Annotated in this window: 14 protein-coding genes, 1 tRNA gene and 1 pseudogene; 1 reads left to right on the top strand and 15 read right to left on the bottom strand. The window is 46.8% G+C overall.

Annotated features, from left to right (window positions below):
• From FDW87_RS12060 to actS, 12 genes are all read right to left on the bottom strand, one after another.
• On the bottom strand, positions 1-1,682 hold a 1,682-nt coding region (locus FDW87_RS12060; protein WP_252363134.1), incomplete at its 3' end, for a tetratricopeptide repeat protein.
• Positions 1,683-1,701: 19 nt separating this feature from the next.
• The gene (gene vexD, locus FDW87_RS12055; RefSeq protein ID WP_137379794.1) at positions 1,702-3,006 is read right to left on the bottom strand and encodes a Vi polysaccharide ABC transporter inner membrane protein VexD; all 1,305 of its coding nucleotides are present in this window, start codon (positions 3,004-3,006) and stop codon (positions 1,702-1,704) included.
• A 22-nt stretch (positions 3,007-3,028) separates the two neighbouring features.
• Entirely contained in the window at positions 3,029-3,724 is a 696-nt protein-coding gene (gene vexC, locus FDW87_RS12050; RefSeq protein ID WP_016157403.1) for a Vi polysaccharide ABC transporter ATP-binding protein VexC, read from the bottom strand.
• Between the two features lie 25 nt (positions 3,725-3,749).
• Positions 3,750-4,544, bottom strand: a complete 795-nt coding sequence (gene vexB / locus FDW87_RS12045; RefSeq protein ID WP_047357814.1) for a Vi polysaccharide ABC transporter inner membrane protein VexB — start codon at positions 4,542-4,544, stop codon at positions 3,750-3,752.
• 9 nt (positions 4,545-4,553) lie between these two features.
• Positions 4,554-5,621, bottom strand: a complete 1,068-nt coding sequence (gene vexA, locus FDW87_RS12040) for a Vi polysaccharide ABC transporter protein VexA (RefSeq protein ID WP_137379793.1) — start codon at positions 5,619-5,621, stop codon at positions 4,554-4,556.
• Positions 5,622-5,666: 45 nt separating this feature from the next.
• Positions 5,667-7,403 carry a Vi polysaccharide biosynthesis glycosyltransferase TviE gene (tviE, locus tag FDW87_RS12035; protein WP_016154314.1) on the bottom strand — a complete coding sequence of 579 codons (1,737 nt, stop codon included), beginning with the start codon at positions 7,401-7,403 and terminating at the stop codon, positions 5,667-5,669.
• Positions 7,403-9,898, bottom strand: a complete 2,496-nt coding sequence (gene tviD / locus FDW87_RS12030) for a Vi polysaccharide biosynthesis protein TviD (RefSeq protein ID WP_137379792.1) — start codon at positions 9,896-9,898, stop codon at positions 7,403-7,405. Before tviD ends, tviE begins: the two co-directional genes overlap by 1 nt.
• Positions 9,899-9,927: 29 nt before the next feature.
• Entirely contained in the window at positions 9,928-10,968 is a 1,041-nt protein-coding gene (gene tviC / locus FDW87_RS12025; RefSeq protein ID WP_047357818.1) for a Vi polysaccharide biosynthesis UDP-N-acetylglucosaminuronic acid C-4 epimerase TviC, read from the bottom strand.
• 2 nt (positions 10,969-10,970) lie between these two features.
• Complete coding sequence (tviB, locus tag FDW87_RS12020; RefSeq protein WP_049269307.1) at positions 10,971-12,248, bottom strand: Vi polysaccharide biosynthesis UDP-N-acetylglucosamine C-6 dehydrogenase TviB; 1,278 nt, start codon at positions 12,246-12,248, stop codon at positions 10,971-10,973.
• Positions 12,249-12,505: 257 nt separating this feature from the next.
• Positions 12,506-13,033: a hypothetical protein gene (locus FDW87_RS12015; RefSeq protein WP_019077624.1), complete on the bottom strand. Its 528-nt coding sequence runs from the start codon at positions 13,031-13,033 to the stop codon at positions 12,506-12,508.
• Between the two features lie 1,241 nt (positions 13,034-14,274).
• Positions 14,275-14,348: transfer RNA gene (locus FDW87_RS12010), tRNA-Gly, on the bottom strand.
• Positions 14,349-14,427: 79 nt separating this feature from the next.
• On the bottom strand, positions 14,428-15,186 hold the full coding sequence (gene actS, locus FDW87_RS12005) for an amidase activator ActS (protein WP_016157411.1): 759 nt from the start codon (positions 15,184-15,186) through the stop codon (positions 14,428-14,430).
• A 166-nt stretch (positions 15,187-15,352) separates the two neighbouring features.
• Here actS and idi point away from each other — a divergent pair, with 166 nt between their 5' ends.
• Positions 15,353-15,901 (top strand): isopentenyl-diphosphate Delta-isomerase, encoded by a 549-nt coding sequence (gene idi / locus FDW87_RS12000; RefSeq protein WP_019077626.1) that lies wholly within the window; start codon positions 15,353-15,355, stop codon positions 15,899-15,901.
• Positions 15,902-15,986: 85 nt separating this feature from the next.
• On the opposite strand, the gene lysS is transcribed toward idi, so the two are convergent.
• The 3 genes and pseudogenes from lysS to FDW87_RS22395 all read right to left on the bottom strand — a co-directional run.
• On the bottom strand, positions 15,987-17,504 hold the full coding sequence (lysS, locus tag FDW87_RS11995) for a lysine--tRNA ligase (RefSeq protein WP_049269303.1): 1,518 nt from the start codon (positions 17,502-17,504) through the stop codon (positions 15,987-15,989).
• Positions 17,505-17,513: 9 nt separating this feature from the next.
• Positions 17,514-18,612 (bottom strand): peptide chain release factor 2 gene (gene prfB / locus FDW87_RS11990; protein WP_137379791.1). Its coding sequence is split into 2 segments (ribosomal slippage): positions 17,514-18,536 and positions 18,538-18,612, totalling 1,098 coding nucleotides; the frame shifts between segments, so codons are not numbered across the junction.
• A 217-nt stretch (positions 18,613-18,829) separates the two neighbouring features.
• Positions 18,830-19,153 (bottom strand): annotated as a pseudogene (locus FDW87_RS22395) (single-stranded-DNA-specific exonuclease RecJ); the annotation flags it as partial.

Below are 19,153 nucleotides of genomic sequence, written 5' to 3'. Positions count from 1 at the left end.
GGCGCGCTCAAATTCAGCGCGCCGTCGATCGCCACAACAAGCGACTGCCCACTATGTAAGGTCTGTATGCAGGCCCTGACCACGTCCGCTTCGCTTTTGTCACTAACCGAAATCAACCGCTCACCGTAGCCCCCTTTGAGCACGCCAGGCGTGGAAGCCACCCATTTACTGTTCATTTCCAGCAAGGAGAGGATCATCGGCCCGGCATACATTGCGCCCATATGAGCCGATACAACAATGCAACCACGCTTATCGAGCTGCAGCCGTTGGAAAAACTGCTCGACATGCGATATATCGGCCAACCGATACATCGGTTCGTCGGCCTGCTCTCCACGGCATTCAAGCCAGTCGAGGAGATAATTATCGGCAAGATACCCCCACTTCGCCCGGCGTTCCCATTCATCGCGCTCGATACCGGACTGTCTGCCGGCAACTTCCCATGCCCAGTCAAGGCGCTCAGGCGGTAGATTAACGGCAGATATTTGCCCATCAAGCGCCAGCAGCCCCTCTTCGAATGACTGAGGCAGATGGCTTGCTCTGGCCTGAATATAGTGCTCAAAGACGCTTTCCGCTTCGCTTGTTTTCCCCGCCTGTAACAACGCCGCCGCGGCATAACGGTTCCATTTACTGGTCCCCCCTTTTTCCCTTGCCAATTGTACAAACTCATCGCTGGCAGCAGCGTATTGCCCAACCTGGCGCAGTGCTCGGGCATACATGGCTCTGACATAAGGAAGATCAGGATGAGTCGCGAGCGACTGCTGCAGTAACGGAATGGCTTTCTCATTCTGACCCGTTCTGATTAAGGCATCGGCATACAGGGTCACGATCCGTAAATTATCAGGGTTAAATTGCAGGGCATGCCGCCAATGCTCAGCGGCCTGAAGCTTCGCTTCCCGGCTGCGGCCGGATTGATAGTGGGCAAGCCCCAGGCTACGACGCAGCGCCGCACCATCCAACCCACGGGCTAATGCGGACTCCCCAGTCTGAATGGCTTCCTGATATTTACCGACAGCGCACAGCGTATCAACCGCCAGCCCCGCCGACTCCTGGCTTTCTAACGCGAAGAAAGGGAGCAATGCGCGGGCCAGGTCATGATCTTCTGGTAGGCGGCTTTTATTTAAGAAACGGAGGCAGGTCTCAATCATATCTCCCCGCGGGGGAGCTTCCTGCGCCTGTGTTCTGGCCAACGAGATTGCCTGTAACTCTTTATCCACCAGCGTCAGGCTGCGCAGATGGAGGGCAAAAATTTTGCTATTGCCCGAAAAAGCGAGCCATGCCCGCTCGGCTAAGTCAGCAACAGTCGCATATTGTTTACTCTTAAGCAGCACGCTTGCGACCAGCAGGACATCCTCCGGCTGGCACACATTCACCGCCAGCAGTTTGTTAACCACCTGTAGTACAGCGTCCCGATGATGTGATGCCAGCGGCGAAATAATCCAGCGTCGCAATAAATCACGGCTATTCTTTGCCGTCAGCACACGGTCTGACAACAAAGTCAGCGCGGCATCTGTTTCATCTTTACGCAAACACGCGATAGCGAAGAGAAGAATGTTTTGCTCATTTCCAGCACTATCTCGTACTTTTTCGGGATGCTGACCGAAATAGTGACATAGCCCCTCCCAATCCTCTTGTTTGAGCAGGGTGGTTGGCGATATTTTTTTACATGTAGAGTGCAAGCTCATCGTATTTCCTTACTCCGCCTTATTCACGCATCCGCCTGATGGTTATCAGGAGAGAAGTCACCAGGTACGCGATGCCCAGCAACACGAAGAACAGTAACCACTTTGTTCCATCGGCATAGCGAGTGGTGTCAGACACCACCATCGGTTGAGAAATGATCAGCAAATACCGTCTCTCACGTAGCGCTTGAAGCTTCCCTTGCTGTAAGGTCTGCAAGGCAGATTCCCAGCGTGTTTTGGCGATCTCACTCTGCAGGCGAAGATCTTCAAACAGGGACAGACTTTCTGAAGAACCTTGCGACCCTAACTTATTTGACAGGCGGTTACGTTGTTCGCCGATCTGCTTTTCCAGGACCTTGATTTTGGCCGACAGGCGAGGAATAAGGGGGTTCTGATCCAAACCATTAGCCATTAGTTGCGCGTATTCCGCTTTCGCCTCCGCCAACTGCGTTTCAAAGCCAGCAATTAATTGATAAATCGCGGTCACGGTTTCCTGCGGTTCAATATCTTTTTGTATATGCTGTATTTTTAGCAATTCAAGCCGAGCGGCCCCCAGATTCTCCTGGGCCGATTTAACATCGTTTTCCAGCCATAAAATCCGTTCCTGCTGCATCCGCGCTGAAACGGTATTAACGTGCTGTTCAGCAAAAGCCAGAATGCGCTGGGCAAAAAACTCAGCCTGTTTCGCACTCCGCGCCTTGACGTTTAAACGCAGCATGCCCTGTTGAATATCGACAGCAACCGAGACTTTCGATAAATAGTAACGATAAGGATCATCATTAATACCCAGTGGCGCGTGGTAGCGGGAAAATAATGCGATATCGTCTTGCGCGAAATAAGATAAAAAACCGAGCTCTTTTTCCATCCGCTCCATCATTTCTTTCGAAAGTATAAACTCGCGAACCTGAAAGCCCTCCGACATCTCATTGCCTGCACCAAAGAAAGCTGTTCCAGAAAAATTATCCTGGCTGGCATCAGTTTGCACAATAAAGGTGGCATCCGCGCTATAAAAACGCGAAGTTAATAGCCACGACATAAGCATAATAACCAGCAGCGGCAAAGCAATATAAAGAAAGAGCCGACGTAGCGATTGTTTGGCTTGCTGAACACGTCGCTCTTTAATAACCAATGACGCTCTACGGACAGAATCAGCATCCGTCGCGGACCACCCGGCGTCTGGGCGATGATGACTTTTCGCATCGGCCGTTTTTTCCGTCTGGCGAAAGGAGCGTTCATTCTCTTTTTGTTGTAGTCGCGAGGCTCGGCTTTCTTCTGCTACCTTCGCCCTTTCCTCTTTCCATTTTTTAATACGTTCTGAATTTTCCACACTCTATCCGTATATTTTCTAATTATATATCAAAGGAATAATCATCAGTTTGAATCGTCGCCTGATTTGACTGATATTGTTCAAAAAGCGCAGATGCCTGTGCTAAATCTTCACACATCGTAATTTTTCCATGCAGCAGTACGCCAAACGCATGACAGTGTTCTTTAATAAGCCGAGGGTTGCGCGTTAGCACAATCAACCCTTTCTGTTGCAGCTCATAAGCTAGTGCCGCCTGCATACGCAACTGTGTGGCATTATCCCCGGTGTACAGCTTGTCATCGGCAATATAAAGGCGGCAGGGAAGCAGTAAATTAATGGCAAATGCCAGATGCGCTTTCATCGTGACAGAATATTCACTCACCCTGTCGGTATAGCGCTGTTCAAGCTGGGTCAATTGATAGCAGAAATGTGAAAATTCATCGCCATCCAGGCCATAAAGACTGGCCATCATGCGCGCATTCTCTTCGCCGGTTAACCCCGGCAGAACAAAAGCATTTGCCCCCAGTGGGAGCGCATCACCCCGTAGCCCAATAAAATCCCCTTCATCAGGAGCATCTATACCGCACAGCAATCGGGTTAGCGTCGTTTTGCCTGAACCAGGGGCCGCCAGAATACCGATATGCTCATGGTAATCCATGACAAAATCTGTTTTATCAAGGACCACCCGCGGGCCCTTATCAGACTCAAAATAGCGTGTACAACCTAATAAACCGAACACGAACGCGTCTCTCCTGAAGCTAAAGTCAGTGATTTTCAGTGTCACAAATCAGGTGAAAAATGATGCCCGCGAGGAATAACGTTGCGGAAAATGCCAGAGGGTAAAGAGGTTCAAGGTACAAGGAGTTATACCCCTCAAACATTCCTTCTCTGACAATCTCATTAGCATGAAGTAGAGGGTTCCAGCTGAATATGCTTAATAATGAATAGGGCAATTCATTCGCCGTATAAAAGACAGCTGAAATCAAAAACATCGGTCTTAGCACTACAGGAACGGCTTTGTAGACCAGCGGAAACCGTTCAGACAGTGCGTCACAAAAGTAACCAAACGATAATCCCAGAAGCCATGCGATAACCATCCCTTCAAAAATCAGGATCGGTTTCTGGGCTTCCCAACGGGAGAAGATAAGAAAGTTAATTAATGAAACAATAATATAAATGATAACCGCATTAACAAATTCGACTGCGGCAAGAGCAAAAATCACATGTCTTTTCTTAACCTGCGAGACAACCGCCAACGATGTAAAGAATGAACGGGTGCGCATGGTTGCGGTAATGGTATAACGAAATAACAGATACGGTAATATACCTGCAATAACAAAGCTGATATCGTCAGTGAATATTGGCACGGTGCGATTTAAATATTGAAAAGAAATAACGGTAATGGTTATCCATACCAATGGTACGGCCAGCACCATCATATAGTTTAGCAAATTACCGTTATAGCGTGTTTTGATATCGCGTGACATTAACAAAATGATTAACTCATAGACGGTAATGAGTTTCATAAAATAATAAGTATTATTTTTCAAAATATTCATATGGCAAGGTTAGAAAGAATTAGAGCCGCGGATCAAAAAGCTATCGAATGCGGCTTTCACCTTAGCGAAATCAGTCAAAGAGGCGTTCGAGATATAGATAACATCGCCGTCCTCCACCCGCATGGACTGTGCTAAAAACACCGAGTCAGGTTGGCTCATATCGACATGATAGATATTCAGCTTACGCATCTGCTGTTTCGCTTGCTCCGCTTCGTCATGCTTGTACAGAAAAACCGCCTGCGGATCGGCAAGATTGTCGTTTAATCCTTTCGCCAGCGCCAAAGCATCCACTACGCTGGAATGACGCTGAACCAGAGCATGTTTTCCCTGAACACCCGCCGCGCCGAGCACATTAACATACTCGGTCACTTGACGCAGAGTGATACGGTCATCCGGCTGTAAGACAATATCCAACCCGGGATACTGATAAATATCTGACAGTCGCGCATTGAAATAATGCTGCTGGCGCGTCACGTGAACTTCCATCATATCTGCGCTGGTATTTTCTACTGCCGCCGCCGTTGCCAAAAAATGACTAAGACGATTCATACTCTGTTCGAGAGGGTAGCGACCCGTTTTCCCGCTTCCCTCGACCGTCACCATGGCTCCGGTGCGGGCGGTAAGCGTCACCAGCACCTGAGGATTCAGGACAACGCGCGAAAGTCGCTTTCTGATCTCTTCAGCCAGTTGTGTCACATCCAGCCCGGTAACCGGGATTATCCCGGCATAAGGCACCTGAACGATATTACCGTCAGTCACAAGAATATTTTCAAAATCCGCCCGGTCGCCGCTCGCGTTATTGGATAAGTACCCCGCCCCGCCCGAGGATAAAATAGTGATATGCAGCACATCGCCTTTAGCCAAAGATGTCCAGTGCCAGTTATTTTCGGCAAAGACCGGATCGACAATAGTTTTCGGCACAGTATCGGCATCACTCAGTTTTAATGTCGGTGTGACTTCAACCAGATGATAATGAGGATCGTCCTGATTAATCAGGCTGGATTTAAATACCGCCCTGGGAATAGTGCATCCCGAAAGCAGAAAAAACGTCGTTAATAATATAATAATTTTTTTCATAACTTATTTTATAAATGAAATAGCTGAAAAAATGCTGCCCATTAATTAACGAGGCTGAGAGGCAATGGTTTGTACAAACGTTCCCACCATATGTTCCACGGTGAAGCGTTCTTGTAAAAATGACTGCGTCTGTTGGCAAATACCGGTTCTGCTGCGCCATAAATTGACCAACTGTTCTGCATAGCGGCAAGCCTGGTCAAGATTGACCGTCTGTGCATCATCAAGAATGAAACCCGAAACACCCTCAATAAAGCATTCTGCCGATCCACCTGCAGGGGTTGAAATCACCGGCACCCCGACCATTTGTGCTTCAATGAGCACATTGGGTAGCCCTTCATAACGCGAAAACAAAATGAATACGTCCATTTTTTGCAGCCAATACCCCACGTCACGCGAGACGCCAACGAATAGTATTCTCTCCAGAATCCCCAACTGTTCGGCGCGTTTCTGCGCTTCAGCGCGCAAATCACCATCGCCTACCAGCACAAAGCGTGTGGCGGGGTGGTGCTGTAAATAGCGTGCTGCAAAATCAATCCATGCAAAAGGGTTCTTATCGCCTACAAAGCGGAAAACGCCACCAATAGTCGTGTCCGCATCCTGTGTTTTTTGCGTAAACTGCTGCCAGATTTTATGTGGCACCTCAGAAGAGGGTTCGGTAGATGGCGGTAAGACGCCGTTATATACAACCTGGAAGTGCTTCGCCTCCAACTTTAGCCAGTCGGCATAATGGCGGGTCACACAATGGTTGTTACTCATAAAATCAACGCCAGGCACGACCGCCAGCGCCTGGTAGAGAGGCTCATATTCCGGCTTGAACAGACGCTTTCTCACCACCGGCGGTAAGCCACGTAATCCCAGCTGAATTCTGGGCACGCCAGCAATCAGCGCTGCAAGCGCAATCATCAGACAAGCGCCATCCTGCCAAACGGAGAGATAATCCAGCTTGCGCTCGCATAAGTGGGGGACCAGATGCTTGATACCGTAGTTACACACCGGCGGCAGATGAGAGAGCAATAAGCGCAACTCCGGAGATTCTATTGTCGTATCGTCAAAGAAGTTTCCGGTAATCTTCGCGATTTCAAGCACCTCGACCTGTTCTTCCAGCACTTCTTTCAGGAAAAAGTCTTGCCTGAGTTCCGGTGCCAGGGAGCGAATAATGAGCTCTACCGGCTCTTCTACTTTCAGGCCGCCAATTTTCCCCTGTTGCCGATATTTTCTGGCGATCTCAATAGCCAGCCTGGAAATCTGACGCTCTGCACCGCCGCTACCTAGCGAGCCTGTACAGAGCGCAAGGCGACCAAAAGATCCGACGGGAAGCTGCCGCGGCTGACGATTTCGATAGAACAAGATGGCATGCTTCATTGCAATAATACGGGTGTTGGTCCCCACAGGGATCGCTTCCCCTTCAAGGCGTTCAAGCAAATCGCAGATCTTATTTATTTTGCCTAAATAATTGTTATATTTTTTCTGCACGCCGGTGCTAACCTTTTTAAGAATTAGCTGCGCATCTTTGGCTAGCCCCGTATTATATAAACGACGCGCATACTCATAACGTGCTTCGTCATTGTTTTGTGCAATCAGCGTTTCGTAGAGAGCGTATGCACGCGCCGTTTCATTGAAATCATGAAGAAATTCTGCTTTTTTTAGCATCGCTAATGAAGTTAAAGCCTCAGCCGGTAATTCGCTGTCAATTAACGCAACAGCTTGCGCAAGCTTCTTCTCTTGTTTCAATGTTAAAAGCGTTTTCCCTAGCGCAGCTAACTTTTCTTCCTGCGTAATCATTACGACTTCCCTGATGTATTTTTTTGTAATGCGGTTATGCAGGTCGAGATCTGCCTTGTCACCGGCTCCGTTGGTCCATTCACTTTCTCCAGTCGCTGCCAATACTGCAAAGCCTGGGTGTAGTCGCGTAAATGCATTGCGTTTAATGCGGCATATTTCAAGGCATAGGCATTTTCACTATCAAAAACGAGTAATTTTTTCGCATAATCTAGATGTTCATAAGACGCGATAGTGCTACCGCCATCCTTCAGTGACTCATTAAATAATCTGATAATTTGCTTATATTCACGCATCAGGCGAGAAACATCAGGATCAATTCGTTTCAGGCTAATCAATACAGACAATGCTTCATCCAGACGCCCTTCAGTTTTCTTCTGGCGTACATATTTAAGGGCTCTGGTTGCAACATTGCGACACTCTTTCTCAAACAACTCGTTCATCGAGGCATTCTGGAATGATGGAGAAATGCTCATGACGTTAGCAATCAAATCAATGAGGAACGGAATGTCGTTAATATGACGTATACTGCGTAACATAATCGACTGCAGGCTGGTAATATTCGAATTACGAATCAAGGTCATGTGGGCCAACGTGCACGCATCCTTCCAGGCACCAAGATTCACCAGCGTTCTTGCACAATATACTGTGCTAACAGGATCGAACTCCAGAAGTGGCCACACAATTTTCGCCCCTACCAGGATATTTTCATAATCCTCACGCTCATACATTTCTCTTAATTTCTCGCGCCATGCCATTTTAACTTCATTATTAAAGCGAGAAATACGTGCATGGGGATAAACCATAAATGCAGAGTGGCTGTAGACCAGCGAAGTACTCAGTGAGACAAAATCATCAACCGAATGTAGCGACAGCGCAGTATTGTTCCATGCCTCAAAAACGTCGTGGAGTTTATCTTTATACGAGGTGCTAAGCGCCTGATGATAGCTCATATTCTTGATGCAGAAAGCTGTGCGGATAACGAGACCGGTATCATGAATCGTCGACAATACCGTCAGCGCAAATTCTGACTCATGGCGGAGTAGCTGCTCGAGCGCATGCATGAAAATCAATTCATCACTGAATTTGATTGCCAAAGATAACGCTGTTTCCATAAACGCATCATTTAGGCGCTGCGATTGAATGCCGGCATGGAAAGCTTCGGAGAATGCGTTGCCATCATTGAAATATTGCGTGCTGCTCAGGAAATTAACCCATCCGCTTTGGGTTTCAGGATTCAATAACAGTACACGTTTCCAGTATTGATATGACTTATCAAACAGCTGTAAAGCATCGGCTGAGCCGGCGGCAACGGTAAGGACTTCTTCATCTTCAATTTCATTGGAAAGCATCATCTCGGCCGTCGATAAGGCTTCCCGCCAACGCGCTAATCCATGTAGAGACCTCAGCCGACAACGTAATGTACTGTCCGTCGTACCGATAATTTTCTCAACATCACTAATATCCTGATAAGCCTGTTCATAATAACCTAAACGGCTGAAGATTACGGACCGAAGTTGGATTAGAACGGGCTCTTGCTGCTGATTTCTTAATGCGGCAAAAAGTTGCTGTGATGCAGCAATAATGTCGCCATCGGCAAGCAGCTTAGTGATCGATAGGGTAATCTCACGTATTTGGTCCTGTTTCTCTTGTCGCCCCTCATCAAGATGATGATTAGTATTATTGATCACTCCCTTAAAAATAGCCGCAACGATCGCATCACCAAACATGTCGGTATAATGAGTAAGATCGTCGCCATTTTTTTCCAGGGCTCGTTTCTGCCCCCACTTTTCCATCAAATTTGTCGGATTAACGCAGGGAATATCCATCCTGGTGGCGATGGTCTCGACATTTTTAATCAACCGACTGCGGGACTGAATGACGGTTCCAGCACGAGTCACGGCATCAACATGGGTCATAAACATAACGCGATCGCGACCAAGCAGCTGAACGATTTCCATCATATCCTGTTCGATAGCATGCTCATCCATCTGCTCGACATTGATATTGCTTAATAAGGCACGATCGTCTTCCGACATTCCGGCAAAACAGGGATCGTCTTTGAGATAGGCCAGCAGTTTGTGTTGATTTCCTTGCGTGGCCAGCGACCAGTACACACGCGCCCGCTCTGTTTGGCTAAAAAACTCATAGAAATGACGAGTTAAATAATTTATTTGTAAGCAGAACCCATAGGCCATAATCTTCTTCTGACTTGAAATCTCAACGATATAGAAATCAGAACGACTATGAACGTCGGTATTTGAATAATTTACGGCAGGTCTAAAAATAAAAGGCCGGACCTTTTCAGGAATATCTATCAAGCCTAAAATAAAACGAACCTGCTGTAATGCCTCGCTGCTCGTATGTGTAAAACCATATATCCTTTTAAAATTAGCCTTGAAATTAAAATAAGGCTGAGCTCGTTTTACCGGACTCACAATACGGCAACTACCAATGGCTGTAAGCGTAAACATCCCTGACGATTTCATTAAATTCATCCACGTGAAAGGAAAGTGAGTAGTTTTACTCAGGAATACAAAGCAGTCTTTTTATCGATATACCATTTTAGAGTCTGCTTAAGTCCTTCTTTGATATCAAACTCAGGCTCATATGAAAGAAATGTTTTTATTCTGGTAATATCTGCCTGACTATGCTTAACGTCACCGTCACGAAAATCTTTATAAATTGGTTCAGCACTAATTTGTTCGTCCCGCCATAAATTCAACCCATCGCGGATGAGATAATAAAGCTCATTTAGCGAAGTTCTGTCTCCAACAGCCACATTATAGACTTTATTTTTTGAGGCTAAATCATTAGTCGTTGCTGATAATAAATTGGCCTGAATCACATTTTCTATATAGCAAAAATCCCGGCTTGTTGAACCATCGCCATTGATATAAATTGGTTCATCTTTAAGAAGCGATAGTATCCAGCGAGGAATGACTGCAGAGTATGCTCCGTTAGGGTTTTGGCGACGGCCAAATACATTAAAGTAGCGTAGGCCAATAGCGTTAAAATCATAGCTGCGAGCAAACACCTCGGCGTACAATTCATTGACGTATTTTGTAACCGCATACGGGCTTAATGGCCGGCCGATCCGTTCCTCAATTTTAGGTAAGTCGGGATGGTCACCATAAGTACTACTGCTTGCGGCATAGGTGAAACCAGATACATGTGCATCTCTCGCCGCCGTCAACATATTTAAAAAACCATCAATGTTAGCGCTATTTGTCGTGATAGGATCCTGCAAGGAACGTGGTACGCTTCCCAGAGCGGCCTGATGTAAAACGTAATCGACATTCTTACAAACAGCCTGACAATCGGCAAACGACCGGATATCCCCATGAACAAAGGTAAACCGCGACCATTGTTCTTCACTGACAGCGGCACGCACATCCTCTAAATTATGTTGATAGCCAGTTGAAAAGTTATCCAACCCAATTACTGTTTGATTTAAATAGAGTAGTTCTTCTAATAATCCAGAGCCGATAAAACCTGCTACGCCAGTAATAAGCCAACGTTTTGGTTCAAGAACGAGTTGTATTCTTAATTCATCATAGGCTGTCATGATTATAACCTCACATCTGACTGCTCAGGCGAAAGGATATACTTCAAATCATAAAGCACATGTTTATCTTTTCCAAAGCCACGAATATCAGTACTCCCCATCTTCTTAAACTGCTCATGGCCAACGGCAACAATAATGGCATCATAAGAAGCCGCCTTGATTTCCGATACAGGTATAATCCCGTATTCCTCTTCGACTTCCTCAGCATCCACCCAAGGGTCAAAAATATCAACATTACAGCTGTAATTGCCCAACTCTTTTACAACATCGATAATGCGGGTATTCCTGATATCCGGGCAGTTTTCTTTAAAGGTGAACCCCAGAATCAGAACGTTAGAACCCTCAACATTAATCCCTTTTTTGATCATGGCTTTGATCAACTGTCCCGAAACATAGTTACCCATATTATCGTTCAGTCGACGACCCGCGAGGATAATTTCCGGATAGTAACCGATGCCCTGAGATTTATGAGTCAGATAATAGGGATCAACGCCAATGCAGTGACCACCAACCAGTCCAGGACGGAATGGCAGGAAGTTCCATTTACTTCCCGCTGCTCGCAGTACGGCTTCAGTGTCAATCTCTAATCGGTTAAAGATAATCGCCAATTCATTTACCAGCGCGATATTGAGATCGCGTTGGGTATTTTCAATCACCTTTGCCGCTTCCGCGATCTTAATGCTTTCCGTTTTGTACGTTCCTGCCGTGATGATCTGTCGATAGATCTCATCAACCAGACAGGCCGTTTCTGCAGTTGAACCTGAGGTAATTTTCTTGATAGTTGTCAGACGATATTTTTTATCGCCGGGATTGATGCGCTCTGGGCTATATCCGACAAAGAAGTCTTTGTTAAATGTCATCGCTGACATACGCTCAAGGATCGGCACGCATTCTTCTTCAGTACACCCTGGATATACCGTAGATTCATACACCACGATATCCCCCGGTCTCAGTACTTTGCCAACAGTTTCACTTGCCATAATCAAAGGGGTGAGATCTGGTTGCTTATAATCGTTGATCGGCGTCGGGACGGTAATGATGTAAAAATTGCATTCTCTGATTTCATCAATTGATGAGGTAAACGTCAGATAGCGAGCATCACGTAGCTCTTCTTCTGTGGTTTCGAGATTGACATCGATCCCTTCTTTTAGCTCGAGTATACGTTTATGATTAACATCAAAACCAACCACCTGGCGAATTTTCCCAAATTCAGCAGCCAATGGTAAGCCAACATACCCGAGTCCAATAATGGCAATTTTTACATCATCTTTGCTGATCATTACTGATAAGTCCCTTATTTAATAATTATTAACTTTAAATAAATCCCAGATGTTTTCTGGAACGCTACCGCCCCTGACGTTCTTAGCCAGCGTATCTATTTTTATCGAAATCACGACAGTTTCTAGTCTAAGCAAGGCTAGAAATTTTATATTTCCTAATTTTAGTTAAATGAAGGTCGTATGCAGTATCCGTTCTAAAACAACAATTAAAGATCGGATCTTTAATTGTAATTCTTAATGAGAAAACGCATAGTTTTTTATTCTGGCAATAGAAGATATCGAGGGTCTCGCACGCCAAATTTAAGGGCGATCTCTTTTCTCCAACGATACAATGTTGACGGCGAGTTCATAAATCTATCCTGAAGCTCCTCCATACCGCTTTCGGTTAAGAAGTACTTCATCTTCATGATATCTTTGTTGCTAATCTTAAAGTTACATTCCCTTCGCCCTGCCGTTATCTTGTCACCATTTCGTCGATATAGGCTTATTTTCTTAATCATCTCCGACACAGGTGTTGAGGTATCGAAAACAGCAATAACATTTTTGATATTATCCAGCCAAAAAAGAGCCAAAGGCATCAACCGTGAGCTGGAAATGATGATTATAATTTTATTGATATCTTTATTACGTGAGAAAAAAACCAAGGTACTACGTAAGCTGTATTGATTAAGATTCACGAATAAATAATTTCTTTCGTTTGTAATCAGTGACATTTCATCAATAACACTAGCGACGCCCCCCCCAAAATAAATATCATTAGGTGGCCAGAAATGTTGATACTTCATGAAGCCTCCATAACCTCAAAAAACTCTATTTCATCCATGGAAAGGTAAGTGCGTACTTTTAAGCACACCGACCCTCTAAAAAATACCTAACAATCGAGTAATTAATTTTATTAATATTGCTAAATACATGAGATGAACTTTTACACAACAAGGATGTGATATCAACCCCTCGGCATTCATAGCTAAAAACTATCAATTATTCATTCTTAGATTTGAATTACTAATGGATATCGGCATTTTAATGCGATTATTGGTTGTATTATTAGTACCACCTGTGAAATCGCACTTTCATCTTTTATTCAAAATGAGAAAATTCTCAAAACACAAGGAAACATTTTCTTACAAATTACCAGCATACATACTGGGGTTAAAGGTAGCCTGACTGAATTGTCCCCCATGTCTCTACCTTTAAATTCTTAGCTATACCGTGTGAGATTTTAATCAGTACAACTGAAGTCTATCTAACTATATTTGCTATATTTTTCAACAACAATGACAGAATATACACAAGGCTAACGAACCCCCGGCATAGCAAGCATTCAAAATGGTACAAAGTACTAAAGTAATTCGTATATTTTTGTGTATCTACATAATTTCGTGACCGGATAATGAGAACAAAATTAGTCACCTTAAGAAATTATTACTAATGATAAAACTCCTGAAGATATTTTTAACAAAATAGATGTCCACGATGTTTATCCAGGTAAAATCCTACCAAGTCTAAACCATTTAAAACCTGTTACTACCGATTAGAGAAAACTGACCTACGAAAAGGCCACATTACTTATTTATGAAGGATAACTAATCTTATATCGTGTTCAAAAAAGATAACTATGGAATTATAATCTAACAATTAACTACTTGACCTGTATTAGCGTTGATATATTTTCAGACAGACAATCAAACATACTCCTTAAAATTTCTTAAATAAATTCAATTGATTGATAGTTGATTTTTTGTACCACGGGGAAAATGCGATATTTAAGACACCAGTATCGCGAATTGAAAGGATTAACCAGCATATACAAGGATCTACTATCCGAGAACGTCAAAGATTTCTCTTTGGCCCCTGTGGATAGTTAGTTTCATATGAGGTATCTCCCGCCAGGGGGGGCCTATCGTCTCCCACAATCGCTTTAGCCTGCATAGTCGTGCATTGAGTCTGTCTGACCGTTAAACAAAGAAACACATTGAGATTACGAAGGATAATTGAATCAGAAGAGTCAGTGAGAAGTAAGTCGTGGAGCGGGCGAAGGGAATCGAACCCTCGTATAGAGCTTGGGAAGCTCTCGTTCTACCATTGAACTACGCCCGCATTGGAGTGCGTAAGGGATTATAAACCTTACGCTCTTCTTGGCAAGGGACTAACTGACTGACTGGCGATTAATTCACCGTCAGCATTTTGGCTTACTGCCCTGCGGTGGCAAATAACGCAGCGGATCGATAGCCGTCGCCCGATAGCGGATCTGGAAATGCAGCCGCACCGTGGTCGCATCCGAGCTGCCCATCGTCGCGATCTTCTGCCCGGCTTTCACGTTTTGACCATTGTTCACCAACATGGTGTCATTATGCGCATACGCAGTGATGTAGTCCTCACTGTGCTTAATCATAATGAGATTACCGTAGCCCCGTAGCTGATTACCGACATAAACCACCTTCCCGGCTCCGGCGGCATAAATCGGCGTACCGCGCGCAGCTGAGATATCAATGCCTTTATTGCCGCCGTCCGCGGTTGAATAAGGCAGAATCACTTTACCGCTGGCAGGCCACTGCCAGCAGCGCTGTCCTACCGGTGGCCAGGAGGACTGCGGTACGGACGAAGATGGTCTGACCGCCGCCGTTTTGGTTGAGGATTTCGTCGTTGTTTTGCCAGAGCCTGAACTGGTTTTCGCGCCACCGCTGACCTTCAGCTTTTGCCCCACTTCAATGGTATAGGGCGGTGAAATATTATTCAGGCGTGCAAGCTCTTTTACGCTGGTCCCGGTGGCGCGCGAAATACGGTATAGCGTATCTCCCCGCTTCACGGTATACACGGAGCCGGAATAACTTCCTGTATCAGACGACTTGCTCCCGGAACAGCCTGCTAACAGCAGACCGACACACAGCAGCATCGCGATACTCAGGCCATTTTTCTTCAGGCGTCCTGCACTCAAAACAATACCTCGCAACATTTTCAGACGCTTTATCATAGCAGCCAGAAACCGGATGCCAAATCATATCGCGCAACGAAGCGTCGACTCTGGCATTTCACACCCTCTGTTAATCATTCTGACTTAATAGAGCATATAATGTGAATGCTTAAGATTGATGGTGGACGCTATGCGACAGGAACATGTCATTTTATTGAATGAGCAGGGCCAGCCCTGTGGAACACTGGAAAAATATGCGGCGCATACCGCCACAACCCCCCTGCACTCTGCTTTCTCATGCTGGATATTTAACGAGCAGGGTCAACTGCTGGTCACCCGCCGTTCGCTGCACAAAAAAGCCTGGCCAGGCGTCTGGACCAACTCTGTCTGCGGTCACCCGCAGTTGGGTGAAACCACCGAAGCCGCTATTAACCGCCGGGCTTGCTTCGAGCTGGGTGCAGACATCGACTCGCTCAGCCCCGTGTATACTGATTTTCGTTATTGCGCCACGGATCCGAGTGGAATAGTGGAAAACGAAGTATGCCCGGTTTATGCCGCACATATCGTCAGTGAGCTACAGCTAAACCCAGATGAAGTGATGGATTCCCAGTGGAGCAATCTTGAGGATGTATTGAGCGGGATTGACGCGACGCCGTGGGCTTTTAGCCCGTGGATGGTAATGCAGGTTTCTGACGTTAAGGCGCGAGAGTTACTGCGCAAGTTTGCCAACGGGAATTGATTGCCTGACGGGGCTACGCCCATCAAGCCTACATAACGCATCGTAGGCCTGATAAGGCATCAGCCGCCATCCGGCATTTCACATCTTACTTAACCGGGCGCATTGCCGGGAACAGGATTACGTCGCGGATAGTATGGCTGTTTGTGAACAGCATAACCATACGGTCGATACCAATGCCCAGGCCCGCAGTCGGCGGCAGACCATGTTCCAGAGCGGTAACATAGTCTTCGTCGTAGAACATCGCTTCGTCGTCACCTGCATCTTTGGCGTTAACCTGATCCTGGAAACGCTGCGCCTGATCTTCTGCATCGTTCAGCTCGCTGAAGCCGTTACCGATTTCACGTCCGCCAATGAAGAATTCGAAGCGATCGGTGATTTCCGGATTTTCATCATTACGACGCGCCAGCGGAGAAACTTCTGCCGGGTACTCGGTAATGAAGGTCGGTTGAATCAGGTGCGCTTCTGCAACTTCTTCAAAGATCTCGGTCACGATACGACCCAGACCCCAGCTCTTCTCAACTTTGATGCCGATAGATTCCGCAATCGCTTTTGCAGAATCGAAGTTATCCAGATCGACCATGTTGGTTTCCGGACGGTATTTCTGAATCGCTTCGCGCATCGTCAGTTTTTCGAACGGCTTACCAAAGTCAAAGACTTCTTCGCCGTAAGGCACTTCAGTCGTTCCCAGAACGTTCTGCGCCAGCGTACGGAACAGCGATTCGGTCAGTTCGATCAGATCTTTGTAGTCCGCATAAGCCATGTAGAGTTCCATCATGGTGAACTCTGGATTATGGCGAACAGAGATGCCTTCGTTACGGAAGTTACGGTTAATTTCGAATACGCGTTCGAAGCCGCCAACCACCAGGCGCTTGAGGTACAGTTCCGGCGCGATACGCAGGTACATGTCCAGATCCAGCGCGTTATGATGGGTGATAAACGGACGCGCTGCCGCCCCGCCAGGGATCACCTGCATCATCGGGGTTTCTACTTCCATAAAGCCACGACCAACCATGAACTGACGGATACCAGCCATAATCTGTGAACGCACTTTAAAGGTATTACGGGATTCATCGTTAGAGATGAGGTCCAGGTAGCGTTGACGATAGCGCGCTTCCTGATCCTGCAGACCGTGGAATTTATCCGGCAATGGACGCAACGCTTTCGTCAGCAGACGCAGCTCGGTGCAGTGGATAGACAGCTCACCGGTCTTGGTCTTGAACAACTTACCTTTCGCGCCGAGGATATCGCCCAGATCCCATTTTTTGAACTGCTCGTTGTAGACGCCTTCCGGCAGATCGTCGCGAGCAACGTACAACTGAATGCGGCCGCCAACATCCTGCAGCGTAACGAATGATGCTTTACCCATAATACGGCGGGTCATCATACGGCCAGCAACGGAAACCTCAATGTTCAGCGCTTCCAGCTCTTCGTTTTCTTTCGCGTCGAAGTCAGCATGCAGTTGGTCTGAGGTATGATCGCGACGGAAATCGTTCGGGAAGGGGATCCCCTGCTCGCGCAGGCTCGCCAGCTTCTCACGGCGCGTTTTCAGTTCATTGTTAAGGTCGGCTACCGCGTCAGCGCCCTGTACGTGTTGTTCAGACATGTTGGTTCCTCATAACCCTGCTTTCAAACTTGCTTCGATAAATTGATCCAGGCTGCCATCCAGCACCGCCTGCGTGTTGCGGGTTTCAACCCCGGTACGCAGATCTTTGATGCGGGAGTCATCAAGGACATAAGAACGAATCTGGCTACCCCAGCCGATATCTGATTTAGTATCTTCCATCGCCTGTTTCTCGGCATTCTTCTTCTGCATTTCCAGTTCATAAAGCTTCGCTTTCATCTGCTTCATGGCCTGGTCTTTGTTCTTGTGCTGGGAACGGTCGTTCTGACACTGCGTCACAATCCCGGTCGGGATGTGGGTGATACGCACCGCAGATTCGGTACGGTTAACGTGCTGACCGCCCGCACCAGAAGCGCGGTAAACGTCAATACGCAGGTCCGCCGGGTTGATATCGATATCAATATCATCGTCAACTTCCGGGTAGACAAACGCTGAACTGAACGACGTATGGCGACGACCGCCGGAGTCGAACGGGCTTTTACGCACCAGGCGATGTACACCGGTTTCGGTACGCAACCAACCGTAAGCATATTCGCCAGCAATTCTGATGGTCACGGATTTAATACCCGCCACTTCACCTTCAGATTCTTCAATAATTTCAGTCTTAAAGCCGCGCGCTTCAGCCGAACGCAGGTACATACGCATCAGCATGCTTGCCCAGTCCTGTGCTTCCGTACCGCCTGAGCCAGCCTGAATATCGAGATAGCAATCTGCGCTATCATATTCACCGGAGAACATACGACGGAATTCCAGCTGGGCCAGCTTATCTTCCAGCGTATCAAGTTCTGCTACGGCTTCGTTAAAGGTTTCTTCGTCGTCGGCTTCTACAGCCAGTTCCAGCAGGCCGGAGACATCTTCCAGGCCCTGGCTCATCTGATCGAGCGTATCGACGATGGCCTCAAGGGAGGAACGCTCTTTACCCAGCGCCTGCGCGCGTTCGGGTTCGTTCCATACGTCCGGCTGTTCCAGCTCGGCGTTTACTTCTTCCAGACGCTCTTTCTTGGCATCATAGTCAAAGATACCCCCTAAGAACGTTAGAGCGCTCCGTGAGGTCCTGAATGCGGTTATTTACCGGATTAATTTCAAACATTGTCTGATTTCTTTTATTGGACTAGTCAAAATGCGGTTATAAGAGCGGGATTGTAACTAATCCACACCCTTTTTTATAGCGAATATACACATCATCCTTCAAGCTGCCTCTTTGTTGGCTGCGCGATTTCTCCCCAGTCACGTACTACTCGTACGCTCATGGAGACTCATCCACTTGCCGCCTCGATGCAGCTTGAATGATTTTGTGTAAAGTGACGCTAAAGTGGCCAGATATTATCGATTATAATCTGCAGGCTGCGGTTGCCGCGAAACTCATTAATATCCAGTTTGTAGGCAAGCTGAACTTCGCGAACACCGTTATCCGGCCAGCAGGTGGTATCAACGTTAAACGCAATACCGTCCAGCAACGGTCCACCACCGACGGGCTCCACCATCACCTTCAGATGACGCTCACCGACCAGACGCTGCTGGAGCAGACGGAAATGCCCGTCAAACAGTGGTTCCGGGAACATTTGTCCCCACGGTCCGGCATCACGCAGCATTTGCGCGACCTCCATGGTCATCTCCGCCGCGCTCAGAGC

The sequence above is a fragment of the Citrobacter sp. wls826 genome (assembly GCF_005281245.1).
In the GTDB taxonomy this organism is placed as follows: domain Bacteria; phylum Pseudomonadota; class Gammaproteobacteria; order Enterobacterales; family Enterobacteriaceae; genus Citrobacter; species Citrobacter braakii.
This window is presented reverse-complemented; position numbering and strand designations above follow the sequence as displayed.